Below are 17,268 nucleotides of genomic sequence, written 5' to 3'. Positions count from 1 at the left end.
TCGGACGCGCCTTCACGGACGAGATCCCCCGCACCGGCAGGGGATCTCGTCCGTCGGCTCGCGTCGCGAGTCCGGCAGCGCGTCAGGCGGAGGCGGTCGCCAGAGCCGGCACCGGTGCCTCCTCGCGCAGGGCGCGATTGACGGCCGAGACGATCGCCTTGAGGGAGGCGGTCGAGATGTCGGCGTCGATGCCCACGCCCCACAGAGTGCGGCCGTTGACCGAGCACTCGACGTAAGACGCGGCGAGCGCGTCGCCTCCGGCGCTCAGGGCATGCTCGACGTAGTCGAACACCGTGACCTCGACGCCCTGCTGGGTCATGACCGCCTCGAAGGCGTTGATCGGACCGTTTCCCGTGGCGCTCGCCGTGGCCGACTCCTCGCCGACCCGCAGGACGACGTCGAGCGCGATCGAGCCGCCGAGGTCGCTCGACGTCGTGGTGCGGAGCAGCTCGAAGCGACCCCACTTCTCGTCGGAGCGCGCGGCGGGAAGGTACTCGTCCTGGAAGATCGACCAGATCTGCTCGCTGGTGACCTCGCCGCCCTCGGCATCGGTCGTGGCCTGGACCACCCCCGAGAACTCGATCTGCAGGCGACGCGGCAGGTCCAGAGCGTGGTCGGTCTTGAGCAGATAGGCGACGCCTCCCTTGCCCGACTGCGAGTTGACGCGGATGACCGCCTCGTAGGAACGACCGAGGTCCTTCGGGTCGACCGGCAGATACGGGACCGCCCAGGTCAGCTCGTCGACGGGACGGCCGGTCCGAGCTGCCTCGGCCTCCATCGCCTCGAAGCCCTTCTTGATCGCGTCCTGGTGAGAGCCGCTGAACGCGGTGAACACCAGATCGCCCGCCCACGGGCTCCGCTCGGGCACGGCCAGCTGGTTGCAGTACTCCGCCGTCCGCTTGATCTCGTCCATGTCGCTGAAGTCGATCTGCGGATCGATCCCCTGCGTGAACATGTTGACTCCCAGGGCGACCAGATCGACGTTGCCGGTGCGCTCGCCGTTGCCGAAGAGGCAGCCCTCGATGCGGTCGGCGCCGGCCAGGTAGCCCAGCTCGGCCGCAGCGACGGCCGTTCCCCGGTCGTTGTGGGGGTGCAGCGAGAGGACGATGTTCTCTCGCTGGGCGAGGTTCCGGCTCATCCACTCGATGGAGTCGGCGTAGACGTTCGGGGTCGCCATCTCGACGGTCGCAGGCAGGTTGAGGATCACCTTGCGATCGGCTGTCGGCTCGAAGACCTCGACCACGCGGTCGCAGATCTCGCGGGCGAACTCGAGCTCGGTGCCCGTGTAGCTCTCGGGCGAATACTCGTAGTAGACGGTCGTGCCCGGGACGGTCGCCTCCATCTCGCGACACTTGCGGGCACCGGCAAGGGCGATGTCGATGATTCCCTGACGGTCCTTGCGGAACACGACCTCGCGCTGCAGCACGCTGGTGGAGTTGTAGAGGTGCACGATCGCCTGGCGGGCCCCGCGGATCGACTCATAGGTGCGCTCGATGAGGTGGTCGCGGGCCTGGGTCAGGACCTGGATCGTGACGTCCTCGGGGATCGCCTCCTGGTCGATCAGGCTGCGCACGAAGTCGAAGTCGGTCTGGCTCGCGCTGGGGAAGCCGACCTCGATCTCCTTGTAGCCCATGCGGACCAGGAGGTCGAACATGATGCGCTTGCGCTCCGGGCTCATCGGGTCGATGAGCGCCTGATTGCCGTCACGCAGGTCGACCGCGCACCAGCGCGGGGCAGTCGTGATGCGCCGGTCGGGCCACGTGCGGTCGGGGAGGTGGACCGTGATCTGCTCGTGGAAGGGACGGTACTTGCCGATCGGCATGGGCGACGGCTTCTGGGTGTTCTTCATGGGGTGATCTCCTGGCGCTCAGGGCGCTTCTGTCTCGTCTCGCGGGGATCCTGATGCGGATCGACCTCGCGGGTGCACTCGTGCTCAGCCGACGACGAACTCCGCGACGAGGGAGGCCTGAGGGTCAGATCTCGTCGCGGCAGCTAAGAAGGAGCAGACCGAAGAGCACCCGATCAGGGTAGCACCGCGCCCGCCACCCCGCACCGCGGGAGTCAGACCACCAGCCCGTTTTCGTAGGCGTAGACGACGAGCTGTACGCGGTCGCGCAGACCGAGCTTGCCGAGTGTCCGGCTGATGTGCGTCTTCACGGTCGCCTCGCTGAGGAACTCGGCGCGCGCGATCTCGGTGTTGCTGAGGCCACGGGCAGCGAGGTGGAAGATCTCGCGCTCGCGGTCGGTGAGGGTCTCGAAGGCGGGCGGGGTCTCGCGGCCGCTCCCCGCGGCTCCGAAGTGCTCGAAGAGCTCGCGCGTCGCGGAGGCGGCGACGACCGCCGTTCCCGCGTGCACCGTGCGCACCGAGGCGAGGAGGAAACCGGGCTCGGTGTCTTTGAGCAGGAAGCCGCTCGCGCCCGCGCGGATCGCCCTGGCCGCCGCCTCGTCGAGATCGAAGGTGGTCAACACCAGGATCCGCGGCGCCGCTACGCCCCGCTCCCGAGCGTCCTCCAGGATGAGGCGCGTCGACTCGATGCCGTCCACGCCCGGCATCCGGATGTCCATCAGCACGACGTCCGGAGCGACCCGGGCGACCAGCTCGGCTCCCTCCGCGCCGTCCGACGCCTCGCCGACGACCTCGAGATCGGCCTGGGAGCCCAGCAGCATGCGGATGCCGGCACGGAAGAGCGCCTGGTCGTCGACGAGGACGACGCGGATGGTGTCGGTCATGCGGTGCGGCCTCCGGGGGCGACGGGCGGGGCGGGGATGAGGGACGGGACGGGGACGGCGGAGCCTGCCGACCGGGCGGCGGCGAGGGAGGCGGCGGGAACCTCGACCGGAGCGGTCACGGGGGCGGTCACTGGTGCGGGCAGACGCGCGGAGACGACGAAGTCCTCCCCCTGCGGAGCCGCCGAGAGCGAGCCTCCGACGAGCGCCGCACGCTCACGCATGCCGACCAGGCCGTGTCCCTCCCCCGGCAGCACGTCGCGCTCGGCCTGAGGGCAGCGGGCGTTGCGGACGACGAGCACGAGGTCGCCCGCCTCACGACGCAGGACCACGTCGAGCGGCGAGCCGGGACGCCCGTGCCGGAGCGCGTTGGTGGTCGCCTCCTGCGCGATGCGATAGAGGGCGAGCCCGACACCGCGGGGCACCGTCTCGAGATCGACCTCGAGACGCGAGCGCATGGGGGCACCCGCGCCTCCGATGCTCGCGAGCAACGCGGGAAGATCGCGCGCCTGTGCGTGCGGCCCGTCGCTCTGGGCGTGCCGCAGCTGACCGAGCAGCACCCGCACATCTCCGAGCGCGTCGCGGGCCACGTTCGAGATCGTCTGCAGAGCGGCATCCGTCTGCTCGGGGCTGGCCACGCCGAGGTAGCGGGCGCCGTCGGCCTGGGCGATCACCACGGCGAGGGAGTGGGCGACCACGTCGTGCATGTCCCGTGCGATCCGATTGCGCTCCTCGACCGCATCGAGCTCGCGCTGAGCGCGCGCACGCTCGCGTTCCGCCTCGGCGCGCAGGGTCTGGCCCTCGCGAGCGCGCCGGACGGCGCGCGCGAGCAGCCCGACGGTCCACGACAGCCCCAGCGTCGCGAGGAGCCCGCCGAACATGATGCCCACTGTCGGCACCATCTCGGCGGTGCCGGAGGTCAGGCCGAACCGCGCCATGAGGTACACGACCGCGACGATCGAGCCGGCCACGGCGGAGACGGCACCGGCGACGCGGATCCGCCACGACTCGGACGCGCCCGTGCCGAAGAGCACGACCAGGATCGCGAGATCGGCGGGGCTGGGCATGAGGCCGGCCCCCATCTGGAGAAAGGCCCCGAGCCATGCCACGCACAGAGCGAGGCCCGGCGAGCGACGGTGCAGCACCAGAGCGACCGAGAGCACTCCTGCGATGACCACTTGCGGCGCGCCATCGGGAATCTCGGCGGCGATCAGAGCGCTCACGAGGAGCAGCGCGAACGCCTGTCCACCCGCGAGTCCCACCGCGAAAAGGTCTTGCGGGCCGGCGACCCGGGTGAGCAGCGCGTCGATCGCGTCGTCGGGCCCGATCGGCGCGCGGAGCCCCCGCACGAAAACGAACACCTTCATGCCGCCGAGAAGGCAGGCCACGACGAGTCCCGCGGTTGCGGGGAGGGCGAACCGGACGGACGAGCTCAGTTCGAATTGGTCCCCGAGGCGTCCTGCCATCACGAATCCGCCGACGAGGGACAGGAGGAGTCCGCCGGCCAGCGTGAGCGAGCGCGCCCACGGGCCGAGACGCCGCGCCGCCTCCCACACCGCCACGAGGCCGACGAGGACGCCGTCGATCGGAAGCCCCTGCACCACCACGCCGCCTGAGAGAGCGCCCACCGCGACGAGCGAGGGCGCGAGCGCCGGGAGGAAGCCCGCGAGGGCGAGGGCGAGGGCGAGGAGCAAGCCCCCCGCGAGGCCGTCGGGTGGTGTCACGTGCGCGAGGTGCAGGAGGAGATGCAGCCCGGCGAGGAGCGCGCCCGCGACGGGAAGCGTCGCCGGGCGGTCGAGAAGGGCACGCATGCGCACCACGCTACGGCTCCTCGGGGAGGAGCGTCGTCGTCCTGAAGAGTGATCCCCTGTCGTCCTGACGGCGTGCGCCCGGGGTCAGAAGCCCAGGCGTCCGAGGAGTTTCGGGTCGCGCTGCCATTCTTTCGCGACTTTCACGCGGATCGAGAGGAAGACGCGGCGACCAAGCAACCGCTCGATCTGCTCGCGGGAGACGGCGCCCACCTCGCGGAGGCGTTGCCCGCCTTTGCCGATGATGATGCCCTTCTGGCTGTCGCGTTCGACGAAGACGTTGGCGTAGATGTCGATCAGCGAGCCGTCCTCGCGCTCGACCATGTCGTCGAGGGTGACCGCGAGCGAGTGCGGGAGCTCGTCCGACACCCCCTCGAGCGCCGCCTCGCGAATGAACTCGGCGATCCGCGACGAGAGGTCCTCGTCGGTCACCGCCTCCGCGGGGTACAGCGCGGGAGAGACCGGCATGAGGCGCAGCAGTTCCGCCGAGAGCACATCGAGCTGCTCGTCGGTCACCGCCGAGATCGGCACGATCGTGTCCCATTCGCGCAGCTCCGACACCGCCAGGAGCTGCTTCGCGACCGACTTCTTCGACGACAGGTCGACCTTCGAGACGATCGCGACCTTCCGCGCCCGAGGGAACGCGTCGAGCTGCTCGTTGATGAAGCGATCACCGGGGCCGATCGGCTCGTCGGCCGGGAAGAGCATCCCGATGACGTCGACGTCGCCCAGTGTGGACGTGACCAATGAGTTGAGCCGTTCGCCGAGGAGGGTGCGCGGGCGGTGGATGCCCGGCGTGTCGACCACGATCAGCTGCCCGTCGGGGCGGTGCACGATGCCCCGGATGGCGCGTCGCGTCGTCTGCGGCTTGGAGCTCGTGATCGCGATCTTCTCGCCGACGAGCGCGTTCGTGAGAGTGGACTTGCCGACATTCGGGCGGCCGACGAACGACACGAATCCCGCCCGAAAGGGCGTCGCGGAGGGAGGGGTGTCGGTCATCGGGCGTCCTCGTTCTGTCGCTTCGTGTCGGAGCTCTTGTTGTCCGAGCTCTTCTGGTCTGTGGCCTTGTGGCCCGGGGTCTTCTGGCCCGGGGTCTTCTGCTCCGGCCGCGTGCGGTCCCCGGCCTTCCGCTCGGGGCCGGTTCGGCCGTCCTCGACCACCGGAACCGGTGCCGTCCCCGCCTGCCGGTCGGGATCGAACTGCGGATCGCGCCGAACGATCACGGTCGAGATCGTGCCTCGGCGCGGATCCGCCTGCTCGGCCTCGAGGACGACGCCGCCGATCCGAGCCGTCGCACCGCGCTCGGGGAGGCGGCCGTAGGCCTTCGTCAGCAGGCCGCCCACCGAGTCGACGTCGTCGTCGTCGAGCTCGAGCTCGAAGAGCTCCCCGAGCTCGCCGACCGGCAGGCGTGCCGAGACGCGGTAGACGCCGGGCGCCGTCTCCTCGAACAGGTCGACCTCACGGTCGTACTCGTCCGAGATATCGCCGACGAGTTCCTCGATCAGGTCCTCGAGCGTGACGAGGCCCGCGATGCCTCCGTACTCATCGACGACCATGGCGAGGTGGTTGGACTCGAGCTGCATCTGGCGCAACAGCTCGTCGGCCTTCTTCGACTCCGGCACGAACAGCGCAGGTCGGGCGAGCGCGGCGACCGTGTCGTCGTCGTCGGGTCGCTCGTAGGTGTGGCGCGCGACGTCCCGCAGATAGAGCACGCCGAGCACATCGTCGGCGCCGTCTCCGATGACGGGCAGCCTCGAGATCCCGCGGCTGAGGAGGAGACCCATCGCCGCCCCAACCGAGGAGCTCGCCTCGATCGTGACCATGTCGGTGCGCGGCACCATGACCTCGCGCACGAGGGTGTCGTTGAACTCGAAGATCGAATGGATGAGCTCGCGGTCGTCCTGCTCGAGGACGTCCTGCTCCGTCGCCTCGTCGACCATGCTGAGCAACTGCTCCTCGGAGGAAAACCCCGCCGCGCGACCGGTGCCGGGAGTGACGCGGTTGCCGAGCGCCACCAAGCCGTGCGCGACGGGCCCGAGGGCGACCCGCAACACGTGCACGAGGGAGGCGCTCGAGCTCAGCACCGCGCGCGCGTGCGCCCGCCCGACGCTACGCGGGCTCGACCCGACGAGCACGAACGAGACGGCCGCCATCAGCAGGATCGCGAGGAGGAGGGCCAGCCACAGCTGTTCGACGACGATCACGAGGACCGTCGTCACGAACACCGCCGCCGTGGTCTCGGCGGCGATCCGCGAAAAGTTGACCACGTTGACGTGGGCGCTCATGTCTCCGGCGATCGCGCGCAACGCCCGGGCGCTGCGCGAGTGCTGCGCCATGTCGAGGAGGTCGCTGCGCGAGAGCACGCCGAGCGCCGCATCGGTCGCGGCGAACCAACCGCCGACGGCGACGAGCGCAAGGGCGGCGAGGAGGAGCTGGAGGGTGGGCACGGTCTAGCGGCGCCGCTCGAGGATGTGGAAGCCGACGAGGATGTCGCGCTGGATGCCGAACATCTCGCGCTCCTCCTCCGGCTCGGCGTGGTCGAAGCCCAGGAGGTGCAGCAGCCCGTGGGTCGTCAGCAGCAGCAGCTCGTCGAGCGCCGAGTGCCCGGCGACCTCGGCCTGGGCCTGGGCGACCTGCGGACAGAGCACGATGTCGCCCAGGAGGCCAGCCGGTGTCTGCTCGTCCTCGGTGCCCGGGCGCAGCTCGTCCATGGGGAAGCTGAGGACATCGGTCGGACCGGGCTCATCCATCCACTGCACGTGCAACTGCTCCATCGCACCCTCGTCGACGAGCACGATCGCGAGCTCCGCGTCGGGGTGCACGTGCAACGAGTCGAGCGCATAGCCGGCCAGCCGCAGGATCGCGGCCTCGTCGACGGGAACGCTCGATTCGTTGTTGATCTCGATGCTCACGGGGCTGGGTTCCTTCGGTCGAGAAGAGGCAGGCGGACGGACGGGGCGGTCGGCGTCAGCCGCGCGGGCGCTTGGGCTGGTGGTCGGCGGCGGCGCGCGGCGCACCGCCACGACGCTCGGCACGGTTCGCGAACTCGCGTGCCTGCTCGCGTTCGAAGTGCTGCGCCTGCTTCTGCTGGTCGTACTCGGTGTACGCGTCGACGATGCGCCCGACCAGGCTGTGCCGCACCACGTCGTCGCTGGTGAGGCGCGAGAAGTGGATGTCGTCGATACCGTCGAGCACGCGCGTGACCAGGCGGAGCCCGCTCGCCCCGGCCGGAAGGTCGACCTGCGTGATGTCTCCCGTGACCACCATCTTCGAGCCGAAGCCGAGGCGGGTGAGGAACATCTTCATCTGCTCGGGCGTCGTGTTCTGCGCCTCGTCGAGAACGACGAAGGAGTTGTTGAGCGTGCGACCACGCATGTAGGCGAGCGGAGCGACCTCGATCGTGCCCGCAGCGAGCAGCTTCGGGACGATCTCGGGGTCCATCATCTCGTTGAGCGCGTCGTAGAGCGGCCGGAGGTACGGATCGATCTTGTCGGTGAGCGACCCCGGCAGATAGCCCAGTCGCTCCCCCGCCTCCACCGCGGGCCTCGTCAGGATGATCCGCTCGACCTCCTTGCGCTGGAGCGCCTGCACGGCCTTCGCCATCGCGAGGTAGGTCTTGCCGGTGCCCGCCGGGCCGATACCGAACACGACCGTGTTGTGGTCGACCGCATCGACGTACTCGCGCTGCCCCAGCGTCTTGGGGCGGACACTCCTGCCCCGCGCGGTGAGGATCGCCTGCCCGAACGCCTCCGCGGGGCTCACCGGGCCGCCGTTCTCGAGGATGCGCGCGGACTCGCGCACGCCCTCGGGATCGAGATCGTGTCCACCTGCAGTCATGAGCACCAGTTCTTCCACCAGGCGTGTGGCGGCGGCCACGGGCGACCGCTCGCCCTCGAGGGTCACCTCGTTGCCTCGCACGTGCACCCGGACGTCCGGGAACCGAGCTTCGACCGCTCGGATGAGGCGGTCGTGGGGGCCGAGGAGGCGCACCATGGCGACTCCGTCGACGGCGACGACGCGACGCGTCTGGCCGCTAGTCTCTGCACCCGGCACGACCGGGTAGGAGGAGGAGGCGGCGAAGGCGTCGCCCTCGGGATCAACCGGTGGCAAGGGAGCCTTCCGTCTGGTGGCCGCCGAGGACATGGGCGTGCACATGGAACACCGTCTGCCCGGCCTCGGCTCCCGAGTTGAAGACGAGGCGGAACTGGCCCCCGCTGTGGGCGTCGGCGAGGCTCTGCGCGACCTCGACGACCTCGGCCAGAAGACCGGGATCACCCGCCGCGAGCTCGGCCACGGTGGCGTACTGCTGCGTCTTAGGGAAGACCAGGAGGTGCACGGGTGCCTGGGGCTCGATGTCGGTGATCGCGAGGACACGCTCGTTCTCGAACACGACATCGGCGGGGATCTCGCCGCGGACGATGCGCGTGAAGACGGTGGGCTCGGTCATGACCCCATCTTAAACGGGCTCCCGCCCTGCCGGGTCTCCGTTCGCCCTCGGCACGAGAACCCGGACCCCGATCCTCCCTGTGGAGGGAGCCTTCGGAGCGGGCTCACCAGCGTCCGAGCCGCGCCGACAGCACCGCGATCGCGGCGGGGCCGGCGGTGGAGGTGCGCAGCACGGAATCGCCGAGCGCGAGCGCCTCCGCGCCCGCATCGAGGAGAAGTCGCAGCTCCTCCGGAGCGATCCCTCCCTCCGGCCCCACGACGAGCACGAGGTCGCGCCCGTCCGGCTCGAGAGCCGAGAGCCGGGCGGAGGCGCTCGGCTCGAGCACGAGCACGTGGTCGCGAGAGCACCGCGCCGCGAGAGCGCGTGTGTCGACGGGAGCCGACACCTCCGGCACCCGGGCGCGCAGCGACTGCTTGCTCGCCTCGCGCACGATGCTGCGCCAGCGCTCGCGTCCCTTCTCCTCCTTGAGGCCCGACCAGCGCGAGATCGATCGCGCCGCCTGCCAGGGGACGACCTCGTCGACTCCCAGCTCGGTCGCCGCCTGTACCGCGAGCTCGTCGCGATCGCCCTTCGCGAGTGCCTGCACGAGCACGATGTGCGGGGAAGGGAGCGGCGCCTCCTCGACCCGCTCGACGAGCAGCACCACGCGCGCCGTCTCGGCGCTCTCGACGACCGCCGTGGCGACGAGGCCCCGGCCGTCGCCCACCCGCACGCTCTCGCCGGGGCGGATGCGGCTCACGGTCGCCGCATGCCGCGCCTCCGCCCCGGAGAGCGTCAGCCGGGCGCCCACGGCGAAGTCGGCGGAGTCGAGCGCTTCATCGATGTAGTGGTGCGCCACAGTCGACTCAGCCCAGGAAACGGTCGCGGAGCTTCGAGAACAGTCCCTGCTGGAACTGGGTGAGCGCGGGCTTCTGCGGCCTGTAGTGCTTGGCGAACTCCTGGACGAGCTCGCGCTCGCGGTGACCGAGCTTGGTCGGCGTCACGACTTGCACCCCGATCTTGAGGTCGCCGCGGCCGTTCCCGCGCAAGCGCGTCACTCCGCGACCCTTGATCGTGAGGATCTCGGTGCTCTGTGTGCCCGGCTTGACCTCGATCTCGATGTCGCCGTCGAGCGCGGCCAGCGTCGCCGTCGACCCGAGGATCGCATCCGTCATCTGCACCTCGAGCGTGCAGAGCAGGTCGTCGCCGTTGCGGCTGAACACGTCGTGGTGCTTGACCTTGATCTCGAGATAGAGGTCGCCGTTCGGCCCGCCCGCGGGACCGACCTCTCCGCTGCCAGGCATCTGCAGTCGCAGGCCCGTGTCCACGCCCGCAGGCACGTCGACCGGGATCGTGCGGCGCGCGCGCACCCGACCCTGGCCCTGGCAGGTCGAGCAGGGAGTCGCGATGACGGTGCCGTAGCCGCGGCAGGTCCCGCAGGGGCTCGCGGTCATGACGTTTCCGAGGAGGGAGCGGACGGTGCGCTGGATCTGGCCGGAGCCGTGGCAGATGTCGCAGGTCACGGGCGAGGTTCCCGGCTGGCAGCAGGAACCCTGACAGGTTTCGCAGAGGACCGCCGTGTCGACCTCGAGGTCGCGGTGCGTGCCGAAGATGACCTCGTCGAGCGAGACCTCGACGCGCAGCAGAGCGTCCTGGCCACGCTCCCGGCGCGAGCGCGGCCCCCGCGAGGAGCCCTGGCCCCCCTGACCGAAGAACGTCTCGAAGATGTCGCCGAAGCCGCCGAAGCCCTGGGCGCCTCCCCCGAAGCCGTCCTGCGGGCCGCGATCGTACTGCTGGCGCTGCTGCGGATCGCTCAGGACGTCGTAGGCGTGCGTGACGAGCTTGAAGCGGTCGGACGCGTCGGCGCTGGGATTGACGTCGGGGTGCAGTTCGCGCGCGAGGCGGCGGTACGCCTTCTTGATCTCGTCGGCGGAGGCGTCGCGGGCGACGCCCAGCACTTCGTAGTGATCGGCCACAGGTGGCTTCGTCCTTCGTTCGTCGATCGGTGCGCCGGGCACGGCGACCGGGGGCCGGAGGGGACCGGCGGGGGGTCTACTCGTCGCCGAGGAGGCGAGAGAGGTAGCGGGCGACGGCTCGGACCGCCGCGATGTTGCCGGAGTAGTCCATCCGGAGAGGACCGAGCACGCCCAGACGCGCGACCTGGCCGCCGGCGGTGTTGTAGCCGCTCGTGAGAACGGAGGTCTCTTGCAGGCCGAACGACGCGTTCTCGCGCCCGATGCGCACCGAGATTCCCCGCGCGTCGGGAGTCACCTCGGCGAAGAGGCGCAACAGCTCGACCTGCTCCTCGATCGCCTCGAGCACCGGGTAGATGCTGCCCGAGAAGTCCTCCTCGGTGCGGACGAGATTGGCCGCGCCCGCCATGACCAGGCGGTCTTGCCGGTTGGCGCCGACCTGCTCGAGCAGGGTCTGCACGATCGGCGCGAGGAGCGCATGGCGCTCGGGGCCGAACCGCTCGGACACGGAACCGAGTGCCTCCGCGGCGGCCTGGAGGCCGAGGCCCAGCACCGCGGTGTTGAGCTTGGCCCGGATCTCTCCTAGAAGCGCGTCGTCGACGTCGTCGGGGGTCTCGAGAACGCGCTGGTCGACGCGTCCGGTGTCGGTGATGAGCACCGAGAGGAGACGGCGCGGGGCCAGCGCGACGAGCTCGACATGGCGGAGACGGGCCGCGCCGAAAGAGGGGTACTGCACCAGGGCGACGCTGTTGGTCAGCTGCGACAGCAGACGCACGGTCTTGACCAACACCTCGTCGAGATCCGGGCTCTGGCCGAGGAAGGTCTCGATCGCATGCCGCTGCGCCACGGTCAGCGGGCGCAGATCGGTGAGCTGGTCGACGAAGAGGCGGTAGCCCTTGTCGGTGGGTACTCGGCCGGAGGAGGTGTGCGGCGCGGCGATCAGCTCCTCTTCTTCGAGCTGCGCCATCTCGTTGCGGATCGTCGCCGCCGAGACTCCGAACGCATGACGTTCGACGATCGACTTGGAGCCCACCGGCTCGCGGCTCGCGACGTAGTCCTGCACGATGACGCGGAGCACCTGGAGACCGCGTTCTGTCACCATCCGATCGACCTCCTGCCGGACTCCGGGTGCCCTCCGGCACGATTCTGTGCGGCCCATTGGCCGCTCGCGGAGCCTGGCACTCCGCAACTCTGAGTGCCAATCATAACCGCGCCCCACACCCCCGGGCGGGGTTGCGCGGCGATCCGCGTGGCGCCGCCCCCTCCTCCTTCCGGATGACTCGGCGAGTCGAACCTCCGAAAATGCTGTGCGCGAGCGCGTACCGTGCCACGATGGACGCCGAGCGCACGGGTGACGCCCGGCGCAGACGTCGGAAACGGAGACCATCATGTCGGCCACCCCTCCTCCCCCACCCCCCGCCTACGGGGCTCCCGCCGCGCCGCTCAACCCGGCCGACGAGAAGACCTGGGCGATCGTGACGCACGTGCTGGGGATCTTCTTCAGCTTCCTGCCCTCACTGATCGTGTACTTGGTCTTCAAGGGCCGCGGGCCGTTCCTCGAGGCTCACGCCAAAGCGGCGCTGAACTTTCACCTCACGACCCTCATCGCCTACATCGCGGGCACGATCCTCAGCTTCGTCATCATCGGCTTCATCGTGTTCCTTGTGGTGCCGATCCTCGTGATCATCTTCGCGATCATCGCGGCGATGCGCGCGAGCGCCGGCGAGTACTACACGTACCCGCTGAGCATCCCCTTCTTCAAGTAACGAGGAGAGGGGGCGCTTCCGACCGGAGGCGCCCCTCGAGACACCCCCGCCGCGGCTGCCGGCTCGGCGTTCGCGCCGATCGAACAGCCGCGGCGTGTCTCATCCCTCGGTGAGGCGCCGCACGACGGCATCCGCGAGCAAGCGCCCGCGCAGCGTCAACACCACGCGCCCCGCGATCGCGGCCGCGCCGTCGACGAGGCCGTCGGCGATGAGCCCCGCCACCTCGCGCCGCCGCTCCCGGTCGATCGCGGCGAGAGGCAGCCCGTCAGAGAGGCGTGAGCGGAGCAGCACGTCCTCCAGCCTGCGGGTCGCGGAGTCGAGCGTCTCGCGCCCGGCAGCAGGCGACACGCCCTCGCTGAGCCGTTGCGCGTACGCGGCCGGGTGCTTCACGTTCCACCAGCGGACGCCTCCGACATGGCTGTGCGCGCCCGGGCCGATGCCCCACCAGTCGTGGCCCCGCCAGTAGGCGAGGTTGTGGCGCGAGCGGTGGGCGTCATCGCTCGCCCAGTTGCTCACCTCGTACCACGAGTACCCCGCCGCGGCCAGCCGCGCGTCGGCGAGCTCGTACATGTCCGCGGTGAGGTCGTCGTCGGGAGCCGCCACCTCGCCGCGACGGATCTGTCGCGCGAGCTTGGTCCCCTCCTCGACGATGAGCGCGTAGGCCGAGAGATGATCCGGGCGGTAGGAGAGGGCCGCGTCGAGCGAGCGCTGCCAGTCGGCGAGCAACTCCCCCGGCGTGCCGTAGATGAGGTCGAGGCTCACCTGCAGACCCGCCTCGCGCGCCCACTGGACCACGAGGGGCACGCGCTCGGGATCGTGGGTGCGTTCGAGTGTCGCCAGCACGTGCGGCACGGCCGACTGCATGCCGACGCTCACGCGCGTGAAGCCCGCGTCGGCGAGGGCGTGGAGGTAGTCGGCGTCCACCGAATCGGGATTCGCCTCCGTCGTGATCTCCGCGCCCTCGGCCACACGGAAGTGCCTGCGCAGGCCGTCGAGCATCCGCACGAGATCGTGAGCGGGCAGGAGGGTCGGGGTGCCGCCTCCGAAGAACACCGTCGCCGCCGGACGACGCGGGAGTCCCGAGCGCTCCAGCACACTCGCGCCGAGCGCCATCTCGGCGATCGCCTCGTCGGCGTAGTCCTGCTGGCGGGCGCCGCGCAGCTCCGTCGCGGTGTAGGTGTTGAAGTCGCAGTATCCGCAGCGCACCCGGCAGAAGGGGACGTGGACGTAGAGGCCGAGGTCGCGGCCCTGCGCTCCCTCGGCCACCGACGCGGGAAGGAGCCCGTCGATCGGGGCCGGGTCGGCGAGCGGAAGGGCGCTCGCCACGTCAGCTGACGCGCGCGGGGAGCAGCGCGCGCAGGTACTTCTTGACCTGTCGTCTCTGCACGGCGCGCAGCACGGGCGCGCCGATGCGGTAGAGGCGGCTGGCGGGTCGCGAGAAGACACGGACGACGAGCCAGACGGAGTCGTCGGCGCGCTTCTCGACGACGAACGACTCCTCGCCGCTCTCGGGATGCCCCTCGAGAGTGCCGTAGGCGAAGCCGACCTGGTCGGGCTCGTCGACGACGTAGACGACGCGGACGGGCGCGTCGAAGACCCTCCCAAAGAGGGCGACCTTGAGCACCGCCGTGACACCCGCGGTGATGTAGGGGGTGCCGTCGGGCGCGAAGTGCTCCTCCGTCGGCCGGCTCGCGAGATCGATCGGCGTGCCCGCCGAGTCGAAATTGACTCCGGTGTACTGCACTCCGCTGCCGCTCGTGACCTCGGTCACCTCGATGCCGCTGCCCCGCTGCACGCCCCAGGTCATCAGGGAGGCGGTGGTGATGGCGAAGCGCTCATCGCCTGAGCCGAGACGCGCCTCAAAGCGCTCGGCCGTGAAGCCGTCCGGCGGGTATTCGAGCAGGTCGGGAGCGAGAGTGCCGCCGACCGCCGCGTACGTGACCTGCGGCTGTCCCTCGAAATTCGAGCGGCGGATGCTCACTTCTTGTCCTTCGTCTCGACGTCGCCGCTCAGCGCGGCAATGAACGCCTCCTGGGGAACCTCGACGCGGCCGACCATCTTCATGCGCTTCTTGCCCTCCTTCTGCTTCTCGAGGAGCTTGCGCTTGCGGGTGATGTCGCCGCCGTAACACTTGGCGAGGACGTCCTTGCGCATCGCGCTGATCGACTCGCGGGCAATGATGCGGGCGCCGATCGCGGCCTGGATCGGCACCTCGAACTGCTGGCGTGGGATGAGCTTGCGCAGACGGCCCGTCATCAGCACACCGTACGCATACGCCTTCTCGCGGTGCACAATCGCGCTGAACGCGTCGACCTGCTCGCCCTGGAGGAGGATGTCGACCTTCACGAGGTCGGCCTCTTGCGACCCGGCAGGCTCATAGTCGAGGGAGGCGTAGCCGGCGGTCTTCGACTTGAGGTTGTCGAAGAAGTCGAAGACGATCTCGCCGAGGGGCATGTGGTAGCGGATCTCGACACGGTCCTCGCCGAGGTACTCCATGCCGATCAGCGTGCCACGACGGCTCTGGCACAGCTCCATGATCGTTCCGACGTAGTCCTTGGGCGCGAGGATCGCTGCCCTGACGATCGGCTCCGTGACCGTCGCGATCTTGCCGCCGGGAAACTCGCTCGGGTTGGTGACTGTGACCGTCTTCTTGTCCTCTGTCGTCACCTCGTAGATGACCGACGGGGCGGTGGTGATGAGGTCGAGGCCGAACTCGCGCTGGAGGCGCTCGGTGATGATCTCGAGATGCAGGAGCCCCAGGAAGCCGCAGCGGAACCCGAAGCCGAGGGCGACGGAGGTCTCGGGCTCGTAGACGAGCGCAGCGTCCGAGAGCTTGAGCTTGTCGAGAGCCTCGCGAAGGTCGGGATAATCGCTGCCGTCGATCGGGTACAGGCCGGAGAAGACCATCGGGAGCGGCTCGGTGTAGCCGGGCAGCGACTCCGTCGCGGGCTTCGCTGCCGTCGTGACTGTGTCGCCCACCTTCGACTGGCGCACGTCTTTGACGCCGGTGATGAGGTAACCGACCTCACCGACTCCGAGACCCTTAGTCGCGGTCGGTTCCGGACTCGAGACGCCGATCTCGAGGATCTCGTGCGTCGCGCGCGTCGACATCATCTGGATCTTCTCGCGGGGCGAGAGCTGGCCGTCGATCATGCGCACGTAGGTGACGACTCCGCGATAGGAGTCGTAGACGGAGTCGAAGATCATCGCGCGGGCGGGCGCGTCCTTCTCTCCTCGGGGCGCGGGAATGAGCTCGGTCACGCGGTCGAGGAGGGCCTCGACTCCGACGCCGGTCTTGCCGGACACGCGGAGCACGTCATCGGCATCGCCTCCGATGAGACTCGCGAGCTCTTTGGAGTATTTCTCGGGGTCCGCTGCGGGCAGGTCGATCTTGTTGAGCACGGGGATGATCGTGAGGTCGTTCTCGAGCGCCAGGTACAGGTTGGCCAGCGTCTGCGCCTCGATGCCTTGCGCGGCGTCGACGAGGAGGATCGCGCCCTCGCACGCGGCGAGCGAGCGGCTGACCTCGTAGGAGAAGTCGACGTGGCCGGGAGTGTCGATCATGTTGAGGGCGAAGGTGCGGCCCCCGCGCTCCCACGGCATGCGCACGGCCTGCGACTTGATGGTGATGCCGCGCTCACGCTCGATGTCCATCCGATCGAGGTACTGCGCCCGCATCGCCCGATCCTCGACCACACCCGTGATGCCGAGCATGCGATCGGCGAGAGTGGACTTGCCGTGATCGATGTGGGCGATGATGCAGAAGTTGCGGATGGACGCCGGATCGGTCGCGGCGGGCTCGAGCCCGGTGAGTGCACGTGGAGACATCGTGAGGCCATTGTCCCACGCCGGGCGGCGGGGGCCCGGCCCGGCCACAGCTCGAGGTCTTCGGCGCGCCTCGGCTCGACCCCACCCCCCCTGCGCTGGCCGGCCACCCGCCCGCCCGCCCGCGAGATGCCACTTGTGCGCAGCTCCGTCGGCGTGTCGCGCTCATAAGTGGCATCTCGCGGGGTGGGGAGGGGGTGGGGGCGGGTGGGGAGGAGGGCGGGAGAGGGTGGAGCGCGGTTGAAGGGGGGCGGCGGGTGCGCTAAAGTTCCTTGTTGGCTTGCGCTCCGCCACCGGTACGTGGACGGAGTGATCAGAAGCCGGCGACCTCCAGTCGCACCGGGACGGCGAAATCTCGCCGCCGGAAGGGGCACTCCGTCGAGTAGCCGGCTGCACACACATCCGAGAAGAAGGTAATCCACGTGGCAAACATCAAGTCGCAGATCAAGCGCAACCTCACCAACAAGAAGGCGAACGAGCGCAACAAGGCCGTCAAGAGCGAGCTCAAGACCGCCATCCGCTCCGTGCACACTGCCATCGCCGCGGGCGACACCGAGAAGGCGGGCACCGCCCTCGCCTTCGCCGCGAAGAAGCTCGACAAGGCCGCCAGCAAGGGCGTCATCCACAAGAACCAGGCCGCGAACCGCAAGTCGGCCATCGCGAAGCAGGTCGCGGCGCTCTGAACCGCCGCCTCTCGCCGCTAACGACGAAGGGTCCCGCTTCTCGCGGGGCCCTTCGTCGTT

16 protein-coding genes are annotated in these 17,268 nt (G+C 69.8%); 2 read left to right on the top strand and 14 right to left on the bottom strand.

Annotated elements, in window-relative coordinates; translation table 11 throughout:
• Nucleotides 1–82 precede the first annotated feature (82 nt).
• The 11 genes from leuA to hrcA form a co-directional block, all read right to left on the bottom strand.
• A complete protein-coding gene (gene leuA, locus ITJ45_RS05845; protein ID WP_194608686.1) occupies nucleotides 83–1,849 on the bottom strand; it encodes a 2-isopropylmalate synthase in 1,767 nt (588 codons plus the stop codon).
• 212 nt (nucleotides 1,850–2,061) lie between these two features.
• Complete coding sequence (locus ITJ45_RS05840) at nucleotides 2,062–2,730, bottom strand: response regulator (RefSeq protein ID WP_194608688.1); 669 nt, start codon at nucleotides 2,728–2,730, stop codon at nucleotides 2,062–2,064.
• Nucleotides 2,727–4,538 carry a sensor histidine kinase gene (locus ITJ45_RS05835; protein WP_194608690.1) on the bottom strand — a complete coding sequence of 604 codons (1,812 nt, stop codon included), beginning with the start codon at nucleotides 4,536–4,538 and terminating at the stop codon, nucleotides 2,727–2,729. The genes ITJ45_RS05840 and ITJ45_RS05835 overlap by 4 nt, the downstream gene beginning before the upstream one ends.
• 84 nt (nucleotides 4,539–4,622) lie before the next feature.
• Nucleotides 4,623–5,534, bottom strand: a complete 912-nt coding sequence (era, locus tag ITJ45_RS05830; protein ID WP_194608692.1) for a GTPase Era — start codon at nucleotides 5,532–5,534, stop codon at nucleotides 4,623–4,625.
• Complete coding sequence (locus ITJ45_RS05825; RefSeq protein WP_194608694.1) at nucleotides 5,531–6,982, bottom strand: hemolysin family protein; 1,452 nt, start codon at nucleotides 6,980–6,982, stop codon at nucleotides 5,531–5,533. The genes era and ITJ45_RS05825 overlap by 4 nt, the downstream gene beginning before the upstream one ends.
• A 3-nt stretch (nucleotides 6,983–6,985) precedes the next feature.
• Complete coding sequence (gene ybeY / locus ITJ45_RS05820; RefSeq protein ID WP_194608696.1) at nucleotides 6,986–7,447, bottom strand: rRNA maturation RNase YbeY; 462 nt, start codon at nucleotides 7,445–7,447, stop codon at nucleotides 6,986–6,988.
• 55 nt (nucleotides 7,448–7,502) lie between these two features.
• Complete coding sequence (locus ITJ45_RS05815; protein ID WP_228493755.1) at nucleotides 7,503–8,528, bottom strand: PhoH family protein; 1,026 nt, start codon at nucleotides 8,526–8,528, stop codon at nucleotides 7,503–7,505.
• 103 nt (nucleotides 8,529–8,631) lie between these two features.
• On the bottom strand, nucleotides 8,632–8,982 hold the full coding sequence (locus ITJ45_RS05810) for an HIT domain-containing protein (RefSeq protein ID WP_194608699.1): 351 nt from the start codon (nucleotides 8,980–8,982) through the stop codon (nucleotides 8,632–8,634).
• 103 nt (nucleotides 8,983–9,085) lie between these two features.
• Complete coding sequence (locus ITJ45_RS05805) at nucleotides 9,086–9,820, bottom strand: 16S rRNA (uracil(1498)-N(3))-methyltransferase (protein ID WP_194608701.1); 735 nt, start codon at nucleotides 9,818–9,820, stop codon at nucleotides 9,086–9,088.
• A 7-nt stretch (nucleotides 9,821–9,827) separates the two neighbouring features.
• Nucleotides 9,828–10,937 (bottom strand): molecular chaperone DnaJ, encoded by a 1,110-nt coding sequence (gene dnaJ / locus ITJ45_RS05800; protein ID WP_194608702.1) that lies wholly within the window; start codon nucleotides 10,935–10,937, stop codon nucleotides 9,828–9,830.
• 76 nt (nucleotides 10,938–11,013) lie between these two features.
• Nucleotides 11,014–12,036 carry a heat-inducible transcriptional repressor HrcA gene (gene hrcA, locus ITJ45_RS05795; RefSeq protein ID WP_194608704.1) on the bottom strand — a complete coding sequence of 341 codons (1,023 nt, stop codon included), beginning with the start codon at nucleotides 12,034–12,036 and terminating at the stop codon, nucleotides 11,014–11,016.
• A 286-nt stretch (nucleotides 12,037–12,322) separates the two neighbouring features.
• Here hrcA and ITJ45_RS05790 point away from each other — a divergent pair, with 286 nt between their 5' ends.
• The gene (locus tag ITJ45_RS05790) at nucleotides 12,323–12,700 is read left to right on the top strand and encodes a DUF4870 domain-containing protein (RefSeq protein WP_194608706.1); all 378 of its coding nucleotides are present in this window, start codon (nucleotides 12,323–12,325) and stop codon (nucleotides 12,698–12,700) included.
• A 99-nt stretch (nucleotides 12,701–12,799) separates the two neighbouring features.
• Here the strand turns inward: ITJ45_RS05790 and hemW are convergent, their stop codons facing one another.
• Genes hemW through lepA form a run of 3 tightly spaced genes read right to left on the bottom strand, consistent with a single transcriptional unit; the run spans nucleotide 12,800 to nucleotide 16,528 of the window.
• Nucleotides 12,800–14,026 (bottom strand): radical SAM family heme chaperone HemW, encoded by a 1,227-nt coding sequence (gene hemW / locus ITJ45_RS05785; protein WP_194608708.1) that lies wholly within the window; start codon nucleotides 14,024–14,026, stop codon nucleotides 12,800–12,802.
• A 1-nt stretch (nucleotide 14,027) separates the two neighbouring features.
• Nucleotides 14,028–14,681 carry a DUF1990 domain-containing protein gene (locus ITJ45_RS05780; protein WP_323742925.1) on the bottom strand — a complete coding sequence of 218 codons (654 nt, stop codon included), beginning with the start codon at nucleotides 14,679–14,681 and terminating at the stop codon, nucleotides 14,028–14,030.
• Complete coding sequence (gene lepA / locus ITJ45_RS05775; RefSeq protein WP_194608710.1) at nucleotides 14,678–16,528, bottom strand: translation elongation factor 4; 1,851 nt, start codon at nucleotides 16,526–16,528, stop codon at nucleotides 14,678–14,680. Before lepA ends, ITJ45_RS05780 begins: the two co-directional genes overlap by 4 nt.
• Nucleotides 16,529–16,947: 419 nt before the next feature.
• Here lepA and rpsT point away from each other — a divergent pair, with 419 nt between their 5' ends.
• Nucleotides 16,948–17,208, top strand: a complete 261-nt coding sequence (gene rpsT / locus ITJ45_RS05770) for a 30S ribosomal protein S20 (RefSeq protein WP_097165711.1) — start codon at nucleotides 16,948–16,950, stop codon at nucleotides 17,206–17,208.
• Nucleotides 17,209–17,268: the final 60 nt, after the last annotated feature.

The organism is Rathayibacter sp. VKM Ac-2879 (assembly GCF_015351245.1).
Taxonomy (GTDB): Bacteria; Actinomycetota; Actinomycetes; order Actinomycetales; family Microbacteriaceae; genus Rathayibacter.
This window is presented reverse-complemented; position numbering and strand designations above follow the sequence as displayed.